Source organism: Alistipes sp. An116 (assembly GCF_002161005.1).
Classification (GTDB): Bacteria; Bacteroidota; Bacteroidia; order Bacteroidales; family Rikenellaceae; genus Alistipes; species Alistipes megaguti.
Map to the genome: position 1 here is coordinate 1 of NZ_NFLR01000004.1, position 19,447 is coordinate 19,447.

Here is a 19,447-nt window from a genome sequence, read left to right on the forward strand (position 1 = left end):
CGGCAACAAGGCTCCACGGCGCCCTGACAGCCCCCCGGCAACAAGGCTCCCCGTCCGCACGACGCCCACTCCCCGCATTCAGCCGATAAGACCGACACCGAAGCCCGATTACAGGCCTGTTTCGGGCCGTTTCCGCCCCACGGGATAACAATTGCCCCACAGACCGACGACCCGTCCTGCAGACCGGGCCAGGGGGGGGGCTATTCCTCTATTCCTCCTCGTCGTCGCCGTAATAGACCTCGTCCATCAGGGTGTCGAGCTCACGGCGCTCCTTCTTGGTAGGACGCCCCGTACCGCGGTCGCGGAAGACGAAGATCGTCTCACGCGGAACGTTCAGCTTGTCGAGTTCCTCCTGCGGGGTGATGTTGAGGCAGTAGGCGGGGACATTCTTGGCCGGCTGGCGGCTCGAAACCAGATCGAGCACCTTGTAGGAGTAGGTCACCGGCATCTTGCGCACGGCGATCACGTCGCCGATCTTCACCTCGCGCGAGGGTTTGGCATAGGAGCCGTTGACCGTCACCTTGTTGGTGCGGATGGCATCGGCGGCATCACTGCGGGTCTTGAAGACGCGCACGGCCCAAAGGTATTTGTCGAGACGGATATCGTCCATTGAATCTTCTGTTTTTATGGTTGCAATTGTTTTTCCTCCCGCGCTCCGGGGAGGGGTCAGCTTCGCGCCTCTCGGCGGCATCAGTCGCCGAGAGGCAGCTCCTCGTTCTTCGGCCGGTCGTGCGACTGCTCGTCGTTCTGGCGGCTGACGCTGAGGATCATCCCCAGGGCGATGGTGGTGAAGAGCACCGACGAACCGCCACGCGAGATGAGCGGCAGGGTCTGCCCCGTCTCGGGGATGAGGTTGACCGTCACCATGATGTGCAGCAGCGCCTGACAGGTGATCAGCAGGGCCAGACCCAGCACCAGCAGCCCCGGGAAGGCCGTACCGCAGCGGCGGAAGATCTCGATCGCCCGGAAGAAGATCCACAGGTAGAGCATCAGCAGCACCACGGCCAGAATGATGCCGTACTCCTCGACGAAGAAGGCATAGGCATAGTCGCTTTCGGGGTGGATCATCTCCACGCGCATGGCGCTCTGCCCGGCCCCTTCGCCCAGCAGGCCGCCGTTGTGGATGGCGATCATCGAGCGTTCGGTATCGGAGAGGTGTTCGATGGGCTTTTCGGTCTGGGACTGGGTCCAGAGGTGGATCCAGGTCGAGACACGTCCTTCGGCGGTCTCGCTGCGGCCCAGATTGAGGACCATGATGAGGACCACGCCGGCCAGCGCCCAGCCGACGAGCTTCATCAGTTCGCTGAAGCGCACGCGCCCGATGAGCATCATCACCCACGAGGCCAGAAAGACCAGCACGGCCGAAGAGGTGTGGGCCGGGAAGATCACCAGACACGACACCAGCACGGGCATCAGAATGGGCCATGTTCCCTCCTTCCAGATCTTGCGCTGCAGGGCCGACGAACGCCAGGTCCAGAACTTCCAGCTCGGGACGATGCGCAGGCGGTCGATCTTCGACTGCCGGCCGGCCAGCTGACGCGCCAGGAAGAGCACCGTAGCGACCTTCAGCGCTTCGGAGGGCTGGAACTGGAAGGGTCCGAGGGGGATCCAGCGGGCGGCGCCGTTGGTCGTGGCGCCGATGAAGTAGACGGCGACGGTCAGCGCCACCGAGACATAGTAGATCGGGCGCGAAAAGAGGTTGTAGACGCGGCAGTTGATCTTCTGCACGGCGATCATGATACCCAGACTGACGATGAGGATCATCAGCTGCTGACGCAGGAAATGGGCCGTCGTACGGGCCGTATGGGCGTCGTAGGCCATCTTGGCCGTCGAGGAGTAGACAACCAGCACGGAGATGACCGCCAGCGCCGCAATGATGATCCACAGCACGCGGTCACCCGTAAAGAGGCGGAAGCGACTCTTCCCGGCCTCCCCGACCCCGGCGACTGAGCCCGCAACCCCGGTGGACCCTGCGGCCGTCGACCGGGCGGAACCGCTCCGCCTCCGCATACCTCCACCGGCAGTGTCTGCGGCCCCGGCTTCCATACCGTTCAAGGCCGAAGCCCTTCCGGCAGCCTCCCGGCGGCCTTCGCGAAGGGTTGTCCGACCCTCATTCCGCAGCGGATCCTCCCCGCGTGAAGCAGAGGCATCTTCGCGCTCCAGCTCGCGGGGCAGACGCCCCGGATCGCGCGCAAAGGCGCCTCTGGCCGGAGCCGTGCGTCCCGTCGCACGGTCTTCACCGCGCGGCGCGGCATCACGGGCCCATTCGGCCGCCGTACGCTCATCGTATGCGTCGCGCTCCATCGTTTAGGCGTGCTCGCGGACCCACTTCTTGAAGAGTTCGCCGCGTTGTTCGTAGTTGTGGAACAGATCGAAGCTGGCGCAGGCCGGCGAGAGCAGCACCACGTCACCCGGACGGGCCGCCCGCTTGCAGGCCGTGAGGGCCGCATCGAGCGAATCGGTCGAGACGATCTCGGGGATGACGCCGGTGAACTCACGCACCAGTTTGGCGTTGTCCAACCCCATGCAGACCAGCGTATGGACCTTCTCGCGGGCGAACTTCTTGAGCGGTTCGTAGTCGTTGCCCTTGTCCGTCCCGCCGGCGATCCACACCACGGGACGCGTCATGCTCTCCAGGGCGTAGAAGACCGAGTCGACGTTCGTCGCCTTCGAGTCGTTGATCCACAGCACGCCATCCTTTTCGAGCACGGGTTCGAGCCGGTGCTCGACCGGTGCGAAGTCGTAGAGCGAGCGGCGGATCTTCGTCGGCGCAACCCCGGCGGCCAGTGCCGCCAGCGAAGCGGCCATGGCGTTGTAGGCGTTATGCAGCCCCTTGATCTGCAGCTTTGCGGTGTCGATCTCCACGGCGTGCCGACCGACTGCGGCCGTAAACTTGCCGTCGCACAGGAAAGCGTCGCCCGCCCCGCTGGCCACGGCGCTGTGGGCCATGAAGGGGAGCTGGCGCATCCGCAGGTCGTACTTCGGCAGCTGCTCGCGGATCACCTCGTCGTCGCCCGAATAGATGAACCAGTCGCGCGAGGTCATGTTCTGCGTAATGCGCATCTTGGCGTCGATGTAGTTCTGGAAGCAGTGGTCGTAGCGGTCCAGATGGTCGGGCGTGATGTTCATCAGCACGCCGATGTGGGCACGGAACTTGTACATGCCGTCCAGCTGGAACGAACTCAGCTCCAGCACATACCAGTCGTAGTTGCCCGTGGCGACCGAATAGGCGAAACTCTCGCCGATGTTGCCTCCCAGGGCGACGTTGTAGCCCGCGTCGCGCAGGATCTTGTAGATAATCGACGTGGTGGTGGTCTTGCCGTTCGAGCCGGTGATGCAGATGCACTTGGCGCGGCCCATGTAGCGGCCGGCGAACTCCATCTCGGAGATTAGCGGGATGCCCGCCTCGCGGATCTTGCGCACGATGGGAGCCGAATCGGGAATCCCCGGCGACTTGACGACCTCCGTGGCGGCGAGGATGCGCTCCTCGGTATGTCCGCCCTCCTCGTAGGGGACCTGCCACTCGTCGAGTTTGGCCCGGAAACGGTCGGCAATCTTTCCGGCATCGGAGAGGAAGACTCCGAAGCCCTTCTTGCGGGCGAGGATCGCGGAGCCGTAGCCGCTGATGCCTCCGCCCAGTACGACAATGTTTTTCATGATATCGGGATTATCGAATCTTCAACGTAACCAGCGTAATGGCTGCCAGCAGCAGCGAGATGATCCAGAAGCGGGTGACGATCTTCGTCTCGAAGATGCCTTTTTTCTGGTAGTGGTGGTGGATCGGGGACATGAGCAGCAGGCGATGTCCCTCGCCGTACTTGTGCTTGGTGTACTTGAACCAGCTGACCTGCAGCATCACCGAGAGGCTCTCGACCAGGAAGACGCCGCACAGAATCGGCAGCAGCAGCTCCTTGCGGATGCAGAGGGCGAAGACGGCCATCACGCCGCCGATCGTCAGCGAGCCCGTATCGCCCATGAAGATCTGCGCCGGGAAGGAGTTGTACCAGAGGAAGCCGACCAGCGCTCCGACGAGTGCCGCGGCATAGACCACCAGCTCGCCGCTGTCCGGGATGTACATGATATTGAGGTAGTCGGCATAGACGATGTGGCCCGAGAGATAGGCCAGCACGCCAAGTACCGCCACGATCGGGACCGAGACGCCCGTCACCAGTCCGTCGAGACCGTCCGTGAGGTTGGCGCCGTTCGAGACGGCCGTGACGACAAGGATCGCCACCAGCACGTAGAGCAGCCAGGTGGCCGTCTCGTTGCCTCCGGTGAGCCAGCCGTAGTCGAACTCGTTGTTCTTGACGAAGGGGATGGTCGTCTGGGTGGTTTTGAGGCTCTCGGAGCTCAGCACGACGTTGCGCTGGACGCTCTCGATGACCGAACCGTCGGGATTCATGTAGACCGTCTGCACGGGCTGCGTCACCTTGTCGCGGACGACGATCTGGGGCGAGAGCCACATGGTCGTTCCGACGATGATGCCCAGCCCGACCTGTCCGACGATTTTGAAACGCCCCTTGAGCCCCTCCTTGCGGTGGCGGAAGACCTTGATGTAATCGTCCAGACCGCCGATGAGCCCCAGCCAGACGGTCGAAACGAGCAGCAGCTGCACGTAGACGTTGTCGAGTTTGCCGAAGAGCAGCATCGGCACCAGAATGGCCACAAGGATGATCACGCCGCCCATGGTCGGGGTTCCCTTCTTCTGAAGCTGGCCCTGGAGTCCAAGGTCGCGGATATCCTCGCCGATCTGGCGCCGGCGGAGGAAGTCGATGATCCGCCGGCCGAAGATGATGACGATCAGCAGCGAGAGGATGATGGCCGCCGCCGCGCGGAACGAAATGTACTGGAACATGCCCGAACCGGGCAGGTCGTAGGCTTCGTCCAGGTATTTGAAAAGATGGTAAAGCATGATGTCTATCGAGTCAGTATGTTCTGTAAGTCAAAGTGTTTCAACATTTCGCGGCGGCGGGTCCGTCGGTCGGAGACAAGAGTCCGAAGGCGCGGCGCACCTCCTCACGGTCGTCAAAGTGGTGCTTCACGTCGCCGATGATCTGGCAGGTTTCGTGGCCCTTGCCGGCGATGAGGATCAGATCGCCCGGACGGCTCATCAGCACCGCCGTGCGGATGGCCTCGGCGCGGTCCGTGATGCGCACGTAGCGCGTGCCGGGCTGCAGGCCGGCCACCATCTCGTCGAGAATCGCCTCGGGCGACTCGTGGCGCGGGTTGTCCGACGTAAAGATGGCCGTCGTGGCGTAGCGGACGGCGATCTGCGCCATCTCGGGACGTTTCGTGCGGTCGCGGTCGCCGCCGCAGCCGCATACGACCAGCAGCTGCTGCGAGGGCTGGCGCAGCTCCTCGATCGTCCGCAGCACGTTTTCGAGTGCATCGGGCGTGTGGGCGTAGTCAACCACGGCCACCGTGCCGTTGGCGGCGCGGACGATCTCGAAGCGCCCGCTCACGGGGTGGAGCGTCGACAGGACGCGCAGCACCTCCGCGCGGTCAAGCCCCAGCAGCACGGCGGCGCCGTAGACGGCCAGCAGGTTGTAGGCGTTGAACCGCCCGAGGAGCCCCGTCCAGAGCTCCTGTCCGTCGATGCGCAGCAGCATGCCGTCGACGTGCATCTCGAGGATCTTGCAGCGGAAATCGGCCATCTCGCGCAGCGAATAGGTGCTCACGGCGGCCGCCGTGTTCTGTACCATGACGCGGCCGTTGCGGTCGTCGACGTTCGTCAGGGCGAAGGCCCCGGCCGGCAGGTGGTCGAAGAAGAGCTTCTTGGCCCGGATATACTCGGCGAAGGTCTTGTGGTAGTCCAGATGGTCGTGGGTGATGTTCGAGAAGATCCCGCCGGCGAAGTCGAGACCGCGGATGCGCTCCTGGACGATGGCGTGCGACGAGCACTCCATGAAGCAGTACTCGCAACCGGCGTCGACCATCTCACGCATCATGGCGTTCAGGCGAATGGGATCGGGCGTCGTGTGCGTGGCCTCGATCTCGCGTCCGTCGATGCGGTAGACGACCGTCGAGATCAGTCCGGCACGGCAGCCCAGACCGCGCACCAGGTCGTAGAGCAGCGTGACGGTCGTGGTCTTGCCGTTGGTTCCCGTGATGCCCACCAGCCGCAGTTCGCGGCTCGGGAAGTCGTAGAAGGCCGCGGCCAGATCGGCCATCGCCCCCGACGAATCCCCCACCACGACATAGACGACGCCGGCAGCCGGCTCCTCGGGGCACCGCTCGCAGACCACCGCCGCAGCTCCCCGTTCGACGGCCATCGGGATATAGTCGTGGCCGTCGCTCTGCGTGCCCCGGATGGCGAAGAAGCAGTCGCCGGGGTTCACGTGCCGCGAGTCGTAGGTCAGCCCCCCGACCGCGGTTTCGGGATCACCCGTCACCGCCACGACGGGCGTATGACGTATCAGTTCCGAAATTTTCTTCATCTCTCTATTTCAACGTTATGGTTACCGCCGTCCCCGGAGTGATGCGGGATCCGGCGGGAATCGTTTGCTGTATGACGGCCCCCTGGCCCGAGAAGCGGACCCGCAGGCCGCGGCTTTCGAGCAGGAAGAGGGCATCCTTCAGCCCCATGCCCCTCACGTCGGGCATCACGCCGGGCGTCTCGTCGATCGCCGTGACCACCACCCGCGAGAGGCTGTCGACGCGCGTACGGCCCCATCCCCGACGCTCCTCACACTCGGTGCGGGGCGAGAACTTGCCGGCCACACGACGGATCTGGGCGATGTCACCCCCCTTGATGCGGTCGGGATAGCGGCGCGGACCGTCCGCCTCGACCCTTCCGTACCAGTCGTTGCCGCGGTTGTAGATGTAGTCGACCATGCGTTTGACGACGGGACCCGCCAACGGACCTCCGTAATAGGCCTTGCCCGGCTGGGCGCGGGTCTCGATGGTCGTCAGCACCGTATAGCGCGGCGCATCGGCCGGGAAGTAGGCGATCATCGAACCCAGATAGGGGCGGCCGCCCTCCGACGGGGCGGTAATCTGGGCCGTACCGGTCTTGGCGGCGACCCTCACGCGCGTCGTGTCGCGGAAGAAGGCGCTGGCCGTACCCTCGGTGCAGACCGCCTGCAGACACTGCTGCACCTCGTGCAGGGCCGCCCGCGAGGCGATCGACGAGGCGATCGTGCGGCTTTCGAAACGCTCCTCGACCCGATCGCCGCGCCGCAGCTCGCGGATCAGCACCGGCGAGATCATCTTCCCGCCGTTGGCGATGGCGTTGTAGAAGGTGATCATCTGAATCGGCGCCAGCCGCACGCGATAGCCGTAGGCCATCTTCACCAACATCACGCCGGGATCGGGGACCTTCCAGTCGGTGGTGATCGACGGCTGACGCTCGCCGAGGCGTTCGAGGCCGACGGTCTGACCCAGATGCAGCGTTTCGTGGAGGTAGCGGCTGTAGTCGAACTTCTTGCCCGTGATGCCGTAGCGGTCCCAGACCGCCTCGGCGAAGTAGACGTTCGACGACGAGGCCACGGCCCGCCGGAAGTCGATTTCGTGGTCGCCGCGGTGCGAATCGCGGATGTTGCGGGCCGGACCGACGGTCACCGGATCGCCGTTGTGGGTATCGTAGACGGTCGAGGGCGACATCCGCGCATCGTCGAGCAGCGTGAGCATCGTGGCCAGCTTGAAGGTCGATCCGGGCTCCATCGAGCGGCTCAGGGCGTAGTTCTCGCGTTCGGAGTAGCCGCCGCCGGGATCGCGCCCGAGGTTGGCCAGCGCCAGGATCTCGCCCGTATGGACCTCCATGACGATCGTCGTGCCCCAGACGGCATTCTGCTGTTCGAGCTGCCGGCGCAGCGCCTTGTCGGCCACATCCTGCAGATCGAGATCCAGCGTCGTCACCACATCACAGCCGTCGACCGGATCGACATGATCGGCCCCGGCCACGCGGCCGTAGAATCCGCGGGCGATGCGCTGCCGGATGGCCTGTCCGTCGCGGCCGGCCAGCTCCGTACGGTAGGCCTCCTCGATGCCGTAGTTGCCGCGGTTGCCCGTCAGACCGATCGTCCGTCGGGCCAGTTCGCCCTGGGGGTAGATGCGTTCGTCGCGTTCGACGAGCGTGTAGACCATGCCCATGTTCCAGTTCAGCAGCGGATAGCGGCGCAGCACCTCCCATTCGGCATAGTCCACCTCGCGGGGGAAGATGTTCACCGGCGTATGGTCGCGCAGCGTGTCGTAGATGCGCCGCGTGATGTACTCCTCGCCGCGCAGGCGGTCGAAGAAGCGGGCGATGCGCCCCTCGGAGCGCAGACAGGTTGTATCGCGGGGCCGCACCAGCCGATAGCGCCGGGCATGCTCCTCGCGGAACATGCGGGCATAGGCCGAGGCGGATTTGTCCCGGAAGAAGGCGGCGAGCAGTTTGGAGAGCGAATCGGCCTGTTCGCGGAAGGTGTCGAGCGAATCCAGACCGGGCGAGGCGAAGTCGAAGGCGGCCTGATAGCGGAAGATCGACGTGGCGAGGGGTTCGCCGTCGCGCGAGAGGATGCTGCCGCGCTGCGCCTTGATCTCCTCGCGGGTGAAGATGCGACTCGAGAGGCGGTCGGCGTTGTAGGCCACCTCGCGGCTGAAGAGCTGCACCCAGACGATCCGGGTGAGCACAACGGCCCCGGCGAGGATGAAGAGCACGTACAACAACCTCACCCGCAGCAGGATATCGCTTTTGACTTTCGAACGTTCCTCCTTCATGGCCGATCAGTTTTCGATGATTTCACCCGGTGCGAGCGGGTCGTAGAGGTCGATGCCCCGGGCATGGAGCTCTTCGATGATGGCCGAGTGGGTCGTGCGCTGGAAACGCTGCTCCTGCAGGCGGATCGAGCGTTCGCGCAACTTCTGCACCTCGCGTTCGAGACGCGTGTAGCGCATGTCGAGGTGCAGCGACCAGAACATCACCACGATGCTCAGGAAGAACATCCCGGCGATGGTCAGCAGATAGGGGTAGTAGCGCGACACCCCGCGGCGCACGAGAATCGTCCCCGAGAAGAGCTGCCACAGGGTGCTCGACCGTCGGCGGCGTTCGCGGGCCTCGCGCCGGCGTGCTTCGGCCTGCCTGGCCTCCTCCTCGGCCGCTTCGGCCTCCTCCTCGGCGCGGATCTCCTCGTCGACCTCGCCACGCTCCATGCGGCGCACCTCGCGGCGCACGCGGCGGGCGAACTCCGCCTCCTCGTCGCGCCGGGCCTGCTCCTCGGGAGTGATGGGATCGAATTCGTGGTCCTGATACATGATGTCAGCGTTTTACGGCCGCCCGGAGTTTCGCCGAACGGGATCGGGGATTGCGCGCCAGCTCCTCGTCCGAGGGGGTGACGGCCTTGCGGGTCAGCGCCTCGAACGGGGCGAGCGGACGCCCGTAAAAGTCCTTTTCGACCTCGCCCGTAAAGTTTCCGCTGCGCAGGAAGTTCTTCACCAGCCGGTCTTCGAGCGAATGGTAGGAGATGACCACCAGCCGTCCGCCGGGTTTGAGGACCTTCAGACTCTGTTCGAGGGCCATCTTCAGCGCCTCCATCTCGCCGTTGACCTCGATGCGCAGCGCCTGGAAGAGTTTCGTGAGGAATTTCGAGGGATCCCGGGCCGGCGTACAGGGCTTCACCGCCGCAACCAGTCCGGCCGTGGTCGTCAGGGGAGCCTCCGCCCGGGCCTTCACCAGACAGTTGGCCACCTTCCACGGAGTCTCCAGCTCGCCCCAGTCGCCCAGGATGCGGGTCAGATCCCCGCTCGGATAGGTATTGACCACATCGGCGGCCGTTAACCGTCCGCGCTGGTTCATGCGCATGTCGAGCGGGGCGTCGCCGCGGAACGAGAAGCCGCGTTCAAGATCGTCGAAGTGGTGGGACGAGACCCCCAGATCAGCCAGAATACCGTCAACCGCGGTCACGCCGCGCAGCCGCAGCGCCCCGCGCAGAAAGCGGAAGTTGCTCTCCACGTAGTGGAACCGCGCGTCGTCGGGGCAGTTTTCGCGGGTATCGCGGTCCTGGTCGAAACCATAGAGCCGCCCCTGGGGTCCGAGGTCGGCCAGGATGCGGCGCGAATGGCCTCCGCCGCCGAACGTCAGGTCAGCGTAGATGCCGTCGGGACGGATACCCAGCAGGGCCACAGACTCTTCCAGCAGTACGGGTGTATGGTAGGCAGACATGATTGCGGTTGACAAAGGTCTATTTGGGGTGTAAAGTTAGTGCTTTTCTGAAAAAGAATGCCTATATTTGTTCGATTAAATTTTCGAAGACTCCATGCCTCAGATAGACATCGGCGCCGTGCTGCGGGAAAAGGCCCCGCGTGCGGCCCGCTGGATTCCCCGCCCGATAGTCGGATGGCTCCGCCGTACGATCCACGAACGGGAGATCAACCACATTCTCGCCAGCTACTGGACGCTGCCGCCGCAGGAGTTCATCCGTGCGGCCTTCCGCGAGTGGCAGGTCACCTACTCCGCGCAGGGGCTCGAACGTCTCGACCCGCGCGGGCGCTACCTCTTCGTCTCGAACCACCCGTTCGGAGGCATGGACGGCATGATGCTGGCCGACAAGCTGATCGAACGTTTCGGCGATGCCCGCGTGGTGGTCAACGACCTGTTGATGCACCTCGAACCGCTGCGGCCGCTCTGGATCCCGGTCAACAAGCACGGCGCGCAGAATGCGGCCTATGCCCGCAAGTTCGACGAGGAATTCTTCGGCGACCTTCCGATCCTGACCTTCCCGGCAGGGCTCTGCTCGCGGACGGTCAACGGCCGGGTCACCGACCCCGAATGGAAGGTGAGCTTTCTGAAAAAGGCCTACGCCTCGCAGCGGCAGATCGTCCCGGTCTTCGTCGAGGGGCGTCTGTCGAACTTCTTCTACCGCCTCTACCACCTGCGCAAGGCGCTGGGCGTGAAGTTCAACATCGAGATGCTGTGGCTTCCCGACGAGATGTTCTCGCAGAAGGGGCGCCACTTCCGCATCGTCGTGGGCGACCCGATTCCGGTGAGCGAACTCCAGCACCTGGGCTCGCTGCGCGAACAGGCCGAAGAGGTACGCAAAAAGGCGTATTTTCTGGAAAAAAAGCTCAAAGAACCGGCAAAATCCCGCTAATTGTGGTATTTTTGCCGCGTCAAAGCAACAGAAAAGCATGGAACCCATCATCGAACCCGTCGACCGGGAGCTGCTGCTGGCTGAACTGACCCCGGCCCGCAAAGTCCGCGACACCCATCGGGCCGGCAACGAAATCTATATCTTCCCGGCTGCGGAGTGTCCGGCGCTGATGCGCGAAATCGGACGACTGCGCGAAGTGGCCTTCCGGAGCGCCGGCGGCGGCACGGGCCACGAGGTCGACATCGACGAGGAGGATCTCGCCCCCGACGGCTACTACCAGCTCATCGTCTGGGACCCGGCCGCCCGCGAGATCATCGGCGGCTACCGCTTTATCATCTGCACGACGCCCAATCCGCGCCACCTCTCCACGGAGCACTACTTCCGCTTCAGCGAGCGTTTCCGCCGCAAATACCTGCCCCGCACCATCGAACTGGGGCGTTCGTTCATCCAGCCCTCCTACCAGGCGCGCGGCAACTCGAAGAGCATCTATGCGCTGGACAACCTCTGGGACGGACTGGGGGCGCTGATCGTGCTGAATCCCAAGGCGAAATACCTCTTCGGCAAGGTCACCATGTACACCACCTACAAGGCTGTGGCGCGCAATGCGCTGATCTGGTTTCTGCGCCGCTACTTCCCCGACCGCGAGGGGCTGGTCGAGGGGATTCACCCGCTCCGGCTCGATCTGGACGACCCCTACTACGAGGAGCTCTTTTCGGGCGAGACCTATATGGAGAATTACCGCATTCTGATCCAGAAGGTGCGGGAGTTCAACGAGAACATTCCGCCGCTGATCAACGCCTACATGAATCTCTCGCCGACGATGCGGGTCTTCGACACGGTGTCGAATCCCGACTTCGGCGGCGTGGAGGAGACGGGCATCCTGGTGACGATCCGGGACATCTACCCCGAAAAGAGGCTTCGCTATACGCGCTGGCAGGGGTGGCGGGCCAACCTGAAGCACCGCCGCGAGGAGTTCAGCGAACAGTTGCGCCAGCATCTCGGGCGCATCACCAAAAAACGGGACGTCTGAACGTCCCGACAACCGTTTCATTCCATCTGCAGGCTTCGGAGTGTCCGGAGCCTGTTTTTTGATCCTCCACCGACTCTGTCGCCCACTTCCGGGATCTACACTCCGCCACGACCGCACCTTCCCCGTCCGGCCATCGGCTCCGGGCAACCCGCCTCCCGGTCACCGGCCTTGTCCATCCCAGACCCCATACCCAAAAAAATCCCTGCCCGAAGGCAGGGAACCAGGCAAACAATTGTTTAACTAAAAATAAATTAAATGAAAACTAAAAAGGACGGAGGTCCGCGACGATCCTTCTCAAGCTCACTCTCCACACAAGGGATCTTCGCCGAGCCCGTCCAGATCAAATATTATTCAATCGACAGCGATACAGGGTCTGCAGGAGTCTGATCGGGAGTCGAAGGCTCCTCCTCGGGTTTCTGATCAGGCGCCGAAGGCTCCTCCTCGGGCTTCTGGTCGGGCGCAGGCTGCTCGTCGGGCACCGGGCAATCCTTCTTCGGGGGTTCCTGCTTCTCGGGCTCCTGAGCCATTACCAGACCTCCAGCCATCAACATCATCACTGCCAACATTACCATTGTCTTTTTCATAACTCACAATCTTTAACAGGTTGGACAATCATTTTTCGGTGAACGGTGTCTCAGTTACGTTCTGTCTCCCTGAAGTTCAAGCCCGGTGCCAAAAATTCAGCAAGATTGCAACTCGCTGCTTATCAGGAACAATAAACTTTGGCGACACCCTGGGACCATTTGTCGGAGGTGTGGAAAAGCGGTCGCAGGTGTGGCATTTTTCCACAATCCGGCCGAAAGGGCCGAAAAACGAAAAGTTCCGGAGCTCGGCCCCGGAACCCTGGTCGCAAACAAGAGCGGCAAAGGTACGCGATGTCACTCGATGCCGTACAGATGCAGTTTGTTGTAGAGCGTCTTGCGGTCGATGCCGAGCAGTTTGGCGGCCTGCGACTTGTTGCCGGCCGCCGCAGCCAGCGCCCGCCGGATCTGCTCCTCTTCGGTGACGGGGTCGTGGAGCGAATAGCTCGGAACCGGTCCCGACGCCCCGGTAATCTCGCGCGGAAGATCTTCGGCAGTGATGTATTCGCCCGCGGCCAGCAGCGTCGCCGACATCACCGTGTTCTTCAGTTGGCGCAGGTTGCCCGGCCAGTCACAGGCCATCAGCGCCCGCAAGGCCGACGCATCGAAACCGACAATCCGTTTGTCGAGTTCGCGGTTGGCCTGGTCGAGGAAGAAGTCGGCAAAGAGCGGAATATCCTCGCGTCGTTCGCGCAGCGAGGGGACCCGCAGCATAAAGGAGTTGATGCGGTGGTAGAGATCGGCGCGGAACGTTCCGCGCACGATGGCAGCCTCGAGATCCTCGTTCGTGGCGGCCACCAGCCGGATATCGACCGGGATTTCGCGATTCCCGCCCACGGGACGGATCCGCCGCTCCTGCAGGGCGCGCAACAGCTGGACCTGCGTCTCGTAGGTGAGGTTGCCCACCTCGTCGAGGAAGAGCGTTCCGCCGTCGGCCAGCTCGAAGGCACCCTTCTTGTCGCCCACCGCACCGGTGAACGAACCCTTGACATGACCGAAGAACTCCGAGGCGGCCAACTCCCGGGGAATGGCGCCGCAATCGACCGCCACGAAGGGTTTCCCGGCGCGTTTGCTGTTCTGATGAATGAGTTGCGCGACGTGCTCCTTTCCCGTACCGCTGGCGCCGTTGACGAGCACCGACATGTTGGTCGGGGCCACCAGCCGGATATACTCGTACAGACGTCGCGAGGCATCGCTGCGCCCCTCGATGTAGTTGAGTTTCGCACGCTTCGCATCAACGGCCGACGTGGAGCCGGAGCCGCCGCGGCGTGCGGGTTTTCCGGCCGGCTCCGCTTCGGTGGAGGGTTCCAGCGCCTCGCCGATCTTCTTGAGCAGTTCGTCGGGATTGACCGGTTTGGCCACGTAATCCCGCGCCCCGAGCTTCATGCAGCGCACGGCGTTCTGAATATCGGCATAGCTCGTCATGACGATCACCGGGGCCGTCATGCCCTGTCCGGCCATCCACTGCAGCAGGGAGATCCCATCCTCGTCCGGGAGCCGCATATCACACAGAACCAGGGAAAAGGCCTCTTCGGAGAGGCTCTTGCGCGCCGCGGCGACCGTCGATACGGCCGCCACCTCGAAACCGCGTTTCGAGAGCCACGTCCGCAGCATCAGCGCAAAGGTGATATCATCGTCAACAATCAGAATTCGTTTCATCGTATTACAAAGATAAGATTTTTTCCGCTTCTGCGACCAGAGCGCGGATTTTCGCCGCCGTCTGCCGCAGTTCGCCACAGCGGATCAGGGGTTCGTCGGCGGTTTCGGCCCGGCGCAGCTCCTCGGCAATCTCCCGCGCGCGGAGCATCGTGAAGATCGGCAGCATCTTGTGCGAGAGGGCCTTCACGGCGGCGGCATCCTGCCGGTCGAGCGCCTCGGAGAGGGCCGTAAAGTTGGCCGTCGTCTGTTCGACAAAGGAGTGCAGGATGCTCCGGGCCGCCTCGCGGTCGTCGCCGGCGTAGGCCGTCAGGGCTCGGAAATCCGCCCCGCCAGCCGGTAGCTCCGTCCCGTCGGCAATCGCTGCGGCGGCGGTTGGCGTCGTCGTCCCGTCCGGCAAGACACCGCCATGCCGCTCCGAACCGGCAGTCAGACCGGCCGCCGAAGCCGCCGGAACCGCCGCCCGGATCGCCTCGACGAGCTCCTGCGAGGTGAAGGGCTTGCGCAGACACCCGGCAAAGCCCCGCTGCGTGAGGTCGGCCGCATCCAGTTCGCCACGCGCCGAGACGGCCACCACGGGCAGTTCGGGATCGACCCCGTGTACGGTCTTCAGCACGGTGAATCCGTCGGCCGACGGCATCTGTATGTCGGTCATCACCAGGTCGAAATGGCCCTCGGCGACGAGTTTGCCCACATATTCGGGGAACTGGCAGCTTTCGGCCGTCATCCCGGCCCGGCGGCACATCACCGCCGTCATCTCCAGCTGCAGCGGGTCGTCATCGACCAGCAGCACGCGCCATTCGCCCCCTTCGGCCGACACCGCGGCCGGACACGCCGCGGGCCGATCCGCCTCCGCGCCGGCGGCAGCATCCCTCACCGTCTCACAGCCCCCGCCCGCCAGTCCCGTTTCGCGGACGGGCAACGTCACGATGAAGCGGCTTCCTTCGCCGGGCCGGCTTTCGAGCGAGATCCGCCCGCCGAGCAGCTTCACGAGCCGGTCGACGATCGAAAGGCCCAGTCCGAAGCCGTCGACCCCGCGGGCCGAACTCAACCGGACGAATTCACCGAAGATCCGTTCGCGCTCCTCGCGGCCGATGCCGCGGCCCGTGTCGCGCACCGAGAAGATCAGCTCGCCGCGGACGACGTCGACCCGCAGTTTCACCCATCCCCGGTCGGTGAATTTCAAGGCATTGGACAACAGGTTGTCGGCAATCTGCCGGATGTGGAAGGCATCCCCCTCCACCGTGCGGGCGGCCCCCTCACCGGTTTCGAAGCGCAGGTCGAGCCCCCGGGCCGCGGCCGAAGCGGCGAATCCCGCCCGGATGGCCTCGAAGAGCTGTGCCGGACAAAACGCCACGCGGTTGACCTCGATCTTGTTGATATCCAGCCGGTAGAAATCCAGCAGGCTGTTGACCAGCGCCAGGAGGTGCTCCGACGAGTCCTTCATGTTGTGCAGATAGAGCTCCTGGCGCTTGTCGTCGGTCAGTCGCGACAGGAGGTCGATATAACCCATCACCGACCCCAGCGGAGCCTTGATGTCGTGCGTGATGGCCAGCATCAGCTGTTCGCGGGCGGCCAGCAGCGACTCCTTCTCGCGGTTGGCGCGTTCGAGTTCGCGGCGGTAGCGGTTCCCGCGGTTGACGTCGCGCCAGAGGATCCCCACGAAGAAGAGCATCAGCAGGATCGAACCGCCGGTCACCCCGCCCAGGATGTGCGACGCGCGGCGCCGGATCCCCTCCGAACGACGGATGCGCCGCATCAGCAACGCCGTATCCTCGGCTTCGAAGTCGAGGATCAGGCTGTAGATCTTCATGTTCACCAGATCGTTGCTGTAGCTGAGGCGCAGCCCCTCCTGCCAGGCGCGGTCGTAGATCAGCAGGCGGTTGCTCGTGACGCTGTCCTGCAGGGCCTGGAGCACCAGTTCGATGGTATCCCGGACCACCCCCACGGGCAGCATCGGCCTGCCGGCCCCGCGGCGCGGGACCATCTCTCCCGAATCCGCCGGCGCACCGAACAGCCCGGAGACCTGCTGCAGCCGTCGCAAGGGGGTCGTATCGGCCACGATACTCGTCTGCGGGCCGATCAGTTCGCGGATGTTCTTGTCGAGCAGTCCGGCCGTGGATCCGGCACGGATCGTCTGCCGCAGACGCATCGTACGGCGCTCCTTGTCCCCGAGCAGCCGCGTGATGCTGTCCAGCCGCAGCCGCTGCAGGGTATCCTCACGCCCGGTCAGCGCACGCAGCGAGTCGATGCAGCCCTGCACGGTGCGCAGTTCGCTGCGGTAGCGGTTCTCGTAGGAGAGGTAGCCGGCAATCATCAGCTGGCCGTAACTCTCGGCCTGATAGAGGTGATAGAGCGTGCGGTTGACGGCCGTACGCTTGGTATGGAGGAGGGCATAATCCCGATCGGGCGCCGAGAAACGCACCACCGCCCGGTAGACATAGGCGACGGCGAGGATACTGACGGCCACCAGCAGCACGTAGCCCGCCACGATCTTGGTTTTGACGAATTTCGACTCCTTCACGGCACCAAAGATAGGGAAAGTTCCGCCAACGGACAACTTCCCGGCCGGGCAAGGCCCGTTTTCCACCGCTCACCGCATGGGGAAAGTCCCCGTGGCATATCGAAAAACGATAAAAAATCTTTTGACCTTTCCGATTTGTCCGTATATTTGCAGGGATAACGATCCGAAAACAGCCACGCAAATCAACATGAAGGATTTACTCACGGTCGAGCACGTCTCGAAACGCTACGCCGAACATACGGCCCTCGACGACGTCTCGCTCTCGATCCCCGAAGGATCGGTCTACGGACTGCTCGGCCCCAACGGCGCCGGCAAAACGACCCTCATCCGCATCATCAACCGCATTACGGCTCCCGACAGCGGCCGCGTCCTCTTCGACGGCCGCGAAATCGCCCCCGAGGATGTCCGCCGCATCGGCTACCTGCCCGAGGAGCGCGGTCTCTACAAGAAGATGAAGGTGGGCGAACAGGCCCTCTTCTTCGCCCGGCTGAAGGGGCTGTCGCGCCGCGAGGCGACGGCGCGCCTGCGGGAGTGGTTCGAGCGGTTCGGCATCGAGGCGTGGTGGGACAAGCGCGTCGAGGAGCTCTCGAAGGGGATGGCCCAGAAGGTGCAGTTCATCGTCACGGTGCTCCACCGGCCGCGGCTGCTGATCTTCGACGAACCCTTCTCGGGCTTCGACCCGATCAACGCCAACCTGCTCAAGGAGCAGATCCTCCGCCTGCGCGACGAGGGGGCCACGGTGATCTTCTCGACCCACAACATGTCGTCCGTGGAGGAGATCTGCGACCACATCACGCTGATCAACCGTTCGAAGAACATCCTCTCGGGACGCGTCGACGAGATCCGCCGCCGCCACGGTTCGAACCTCTTCGAAGTGGCCTTCCGCGGTGACGAGGCGGCGCTGCGCCGCGCCGTCGAGGGGCGTTGCGAGATCCTCGACGGCGCCGAAGGGGAGGAGTCCCTCTACCGGACGCTGAAGCTCCATGTGGCCGGCGACGACGAGGTGCGCGGCGTCATTGCGGCCGTGAACGAGGCGGTCGACCTGCGCTCGTTCCGCGAACTGATCCCCTCGATGAACGACATCTTCATCCGCGCCGTCAACGGCACCCTCTGATCCGAACGATCCACCCAAAAATACGAAACACACCATGGCCCGATCCAACATACTGCTGATCATCCAGCGCGAATTCAACGAACGCGTCCGCAAAAAGACCTTCATTCTCTCGACGCTCATCACCCCGATCCTGATGATTGCGCTGATGGCCGCCCCGGCCCTCATCATGAAGTACTCGCGCGGGGAACAGAAGCACATCGCCGTCATCGACGACAGCGGCGTGGTGGCCCCGCACCTCGAAAGCAGCGACGGGATCCGCTTCGAGCCGACCGACCTGTCCCCCGAAACGGCCCGCCGGGAGCTGACCGACCTCTTCGGCGTGCTGTGCATCGGTCGGGACATCCTCACCAACCCGAACGACGTGCAGCTCTACGCCAACGCCTCGACATCGCTTTCGCTCGAAACCGACATCACCGACCAGATCGCCAAGATCCTCGAGACCGAAAAGCTCAAGGCCTACGACATCAAGGATCTCGACCGGATCCTCGCGGAGGTGAAGACCACGGTCACGATGAAAACCTTCCGCAACGACAAGTCGCAGGAGGAGGATACACAGGCGCAGTCGTCGGTCGCCGCCACGGCCATCGGCTACGTGTTGGGATTCATCCTCTACATCTTCCTGCTGACCTACGGCTCGATGGTCATGCAGTCGGTCATCGAGGAGAAGAACAGCCGCGTGCTGGAGGTGATGGTCTCGTCGGTAAGGCCCTTCGACCTGATGATGGGCAAGATTCTCGGCGTGGCGGCCGTCGCCGTGGTGCAGATCCTGCTGTGGGGGCTTCTCGTGACGGTGGTCGGAGGGGTCGTGATGCCCCGACTGCTGCCCGCCGATGCGCTGGCCGGGGTGCAGGCCATGCAGCAGGGGATGCCCGACGCCGCCTCGATGAGCGGTCTGGATCCCGAGATGATGCAGGCTCTGGCCACAATGACCGATCTGGGCTACATGCTCAAGATCTTCGGCTGTCTGCTGCTGTTCGTCGTGGGGGGCTACCTGCTCTACTCGGCGATGTTCGCCGCCGTGGGGTCGGCCGTCGACAACATCCAGGACGCCTCGCAGCTGCAGATGCCCATCACGCTGCCGATCATCCTCGCCCTGCTGGCCATGCTGGCCGTCATCGAGGACCCCAATTCGCAGCTCTCGTTCTGGTTCTCGATCATTCCCTTCACGTCGCCCGTCGTGATGATGGCGCGCATCCCCTACGACATCCCCTGGTGGGAGATCGGCCTCTCGCTGGCGGTGCTCTACGCCTCGTTCGTGGGAATGGTCTGGCTGGCGGCCAAGATCTACCGCGTGGGCATCTTCATGTACGGCAAGAAACCGACCCTGAAGGAGCTCGCCAAGTGGGTGCGGTACAAATACTGACCCGCCGGAAAAGGCCCTCCGGCGACGAAAAACCCGCCGCGCCGCCCGAAAACGAAGGCTTTCTTCAGGAAAACCCCTTTTTTCTGTTATCCGAATAACAGTTTTCCTGA

15 protein-coding genes are annotated in these 19,447 nt (G+C 63.7%); 4 read left to right on the top strand and 11 right to left on the bottom strand.

Going from position 1 to position 19,447, the window contains the following annotated elements:
• Positions 1 to 208: 208 nt before the first annotated feature.
• From B5E60_RS03575 to rsmH, 8 genes are all read right to left on the bottom strand, one after another.
• Entirely contained in the window at positions 209 to 610 is a 402-nt protein-coding gene (locus B5E60_RS03575; protein WP_087309525.1) for an RNA-binding S4 domain-containing protein, read from the bottom strand.
• Between the two features lie 80 nt (positions 611 to 690).
• Positions 691 to 2,046 carry an FtsW/RodA/SpoVE family cell cycle protein gene (locus B5E60_RS03580; protein ID WP_087309781.1) on the bottom strand — a complete coding sequence of 452 codons (1,356 nt, stop codon included), beginning with the start codon at positions 2,044 to 2,046 and terminating at the stop codon, positions 691 to 693.
• 261 nt (positions 2,047 to 2,307) lie between these two features.
• Positions 2,308 to 3,657 (bottom strand): UDP-N-acetylmuramoyl-L-alanine--D-glutamate ligase, encoded by a 1,350-nt coding sequence (murD, locus tag B5E60_RS03585; protein ID WP_087309526.1) that lies wholly within the window; start codon positions 3,655 to 3,657, stop codon positions 2,308 to 2,310.
• A 10-nt stretch (positions 3,658 to 3,667) separates the two neighbouring features.
• On the bottom strand, positions 3,668 to 4,912 hold the full coding sequence (gene mraY / locus B5E60_RS03590) for a phospho-N-acetylmuramoyl-pentapeptide-transferase (protein WP_087309527.1): 1,245 nt from the start codon (positions 4,910 to 4,912) through the stop codon (positions 3,668 to 3,670).
• Between the two features lie 40 nt (positions 4,913 to 4,952).
• Complete coding sequence (locus B5E60_RS03595; RefSeq protein WP_087309528.1) at positions 4,953 to 6,437, bottom strand: UDP-N-acetylmuramoyl-L-alanyl-D-glutamate--2,6-diaminopimelate ligase; 1,485 nt, start codon at positions 6,435 to 6,437, stop codon at positions 4,953 to 4,955.
• A 4-nt stretch (positions 6,438 to 6,441) separates the two neighbouring features.
• Positions 6,442 to 8,700 carry a penicillin-binding protein gene (locus B5E60_RS03600; protein WP_087309529.1) on the bottom strand — a complete coding sequence of 753 codons (2,259 nt, stop codon included), beginning with the start codon at positions 8,698 to 8,700 and terminating at the stop codon, positions 6,442 to 6,444.
• A gap of 6 nt (positions 8,701 to 8,706) precedes the next feature.
• Positions 8,707 to 9,234 (bottom strand): FtsL-like putative cell division protein, encoded by a 528-nt coding sequence (locus tag B5E60_RS03605; RefSeq protein WP_087309530.1) that lies wholly within the window; start codon positions 9,232 to 9,234, stop codon positions 8,707 to 8,709.
• Positions 9,235 to 9,238: 4 nt separating this feature from the next.
• Entirely contained in the window at positions 9,239 to 10,141 is a 903-nt protein-coding gene (rsmH, locus tag B5E60_RS03610) for a 16S rRNA (cytosine(1402)-N(4))-methyltransferase RsmH (protein ID WP_087309531.1), read from the bottom strand.
• Positions 10,142 to 10,235: 94 nt separating this feature from the next.
• Between rsmH and B5E60_RS03615 the strand changes: the two genes are divergently transcribed.
• The gene (locus B5E60_RS03615) at positions 10,236 to 11,069 is read left to right on the top strand and encodes an acyltransferase (protein WP_087309532.1); all 834 of its coding nucleotides are present in this window, start codon (positions 10,236 to 10,238) and stop codon (positions 11,067 to 11,069) included.
• 37 nt (positions 11,070 to 11,106) lie between these two features.
• On the top strand, positions 11,107 to 12,099 hold the full coding sequence (locus B5E60_RS03620) for a GNAT family N-acetyltransferase (RefSeq protein WP_087309533.1): 993 nt from the start codon (positions 11,107 to 11,109) through the stop codon (positions 12,097 to 12,099).
• 347 nt (positions 12,100 to 12,446) lie between these two features.
• Here B5E60_RS03620 and B5E60_RS03625 read toward each other — a convergent pair whose 3' ends face one another.
• The 3 genes from B5E60_RS03625 to B5E60_RS03635 all read right to left on the bottom strand — a co-directional run bounded on the left by B5E60_RS03625 (position 12,447) and on the right by B5E60_RS03635 (position 16,860).
• Positions 12,447 to 12,683: a hypothetical protein gene (locus tag B5E60_RS03625; protein WP_239403214.1), complete on the bottom strand. Its 237-nt coding sequence runs from the start codon at positions 12,681 to 12,683 to the stop codon at positions 12,447 to 12,449.
• Positions 12,684 to 12,977: 294 nt separating this feature from the next.
• Positions 12,978 to 14,339, bottom strand: coding sequence for a sigma-54-dependent transcriptional regulator (locus tag B5E60_RS03630; RefSeq protein ID WP_087309534.1), 1,362 nt, complete (start codon positions 14,337 to 14,339; stop codon positions 12,978 to 12,980).
• A 4-nt stretch (positions 14,340 to 14,343) separates the two neighbouring features.
• Positions 14,344 to 16,860: a hybrid sensor histidine kinase/response regulator gene (locus tag B5E60_RS03635; RefSeq protein WP_087309535.1), complete on the bottom strand. Its 2,517-nt coding sequence runs from the start codon at positions 16,858 to 16,860 to the stop codon at positions 14,344 to 14,346.
• A 187-nt stretch (positions 16,861 to 17,047) separates the two neighbouring features.
• Here B5E60_RS03635 and B5E60_RS03640 point away from each other — a divergent pair, with 187 nt between their 5' ends.
• Both B5E60_RS03640 and B5E60_RS03645 read left to right on the top strand, forming a co-directional pair.
• Entirely contained in the window at positions 17,048 to 17,974 is a 927-nt protein-coding gene (locus tag B5E60_RS03640) for an ABC transporter ATP-binding protein (protein WP_087309536.1), read from the top strand.
• A gap of 34 nt (positions 17,975 to 18,008) precedes the next feature.
• Entirely contained in the window at positions 18,009 to 19,337 is a 1,329-nt protein-coding gene (locus B5E60_RS03645) for an ABC transporter permease (protein ID WP_087309537.1), read from the top strand.
• The last annotated feature ends 110 nt before the right edge of the window (positions 19,338 to 19,447 follow it).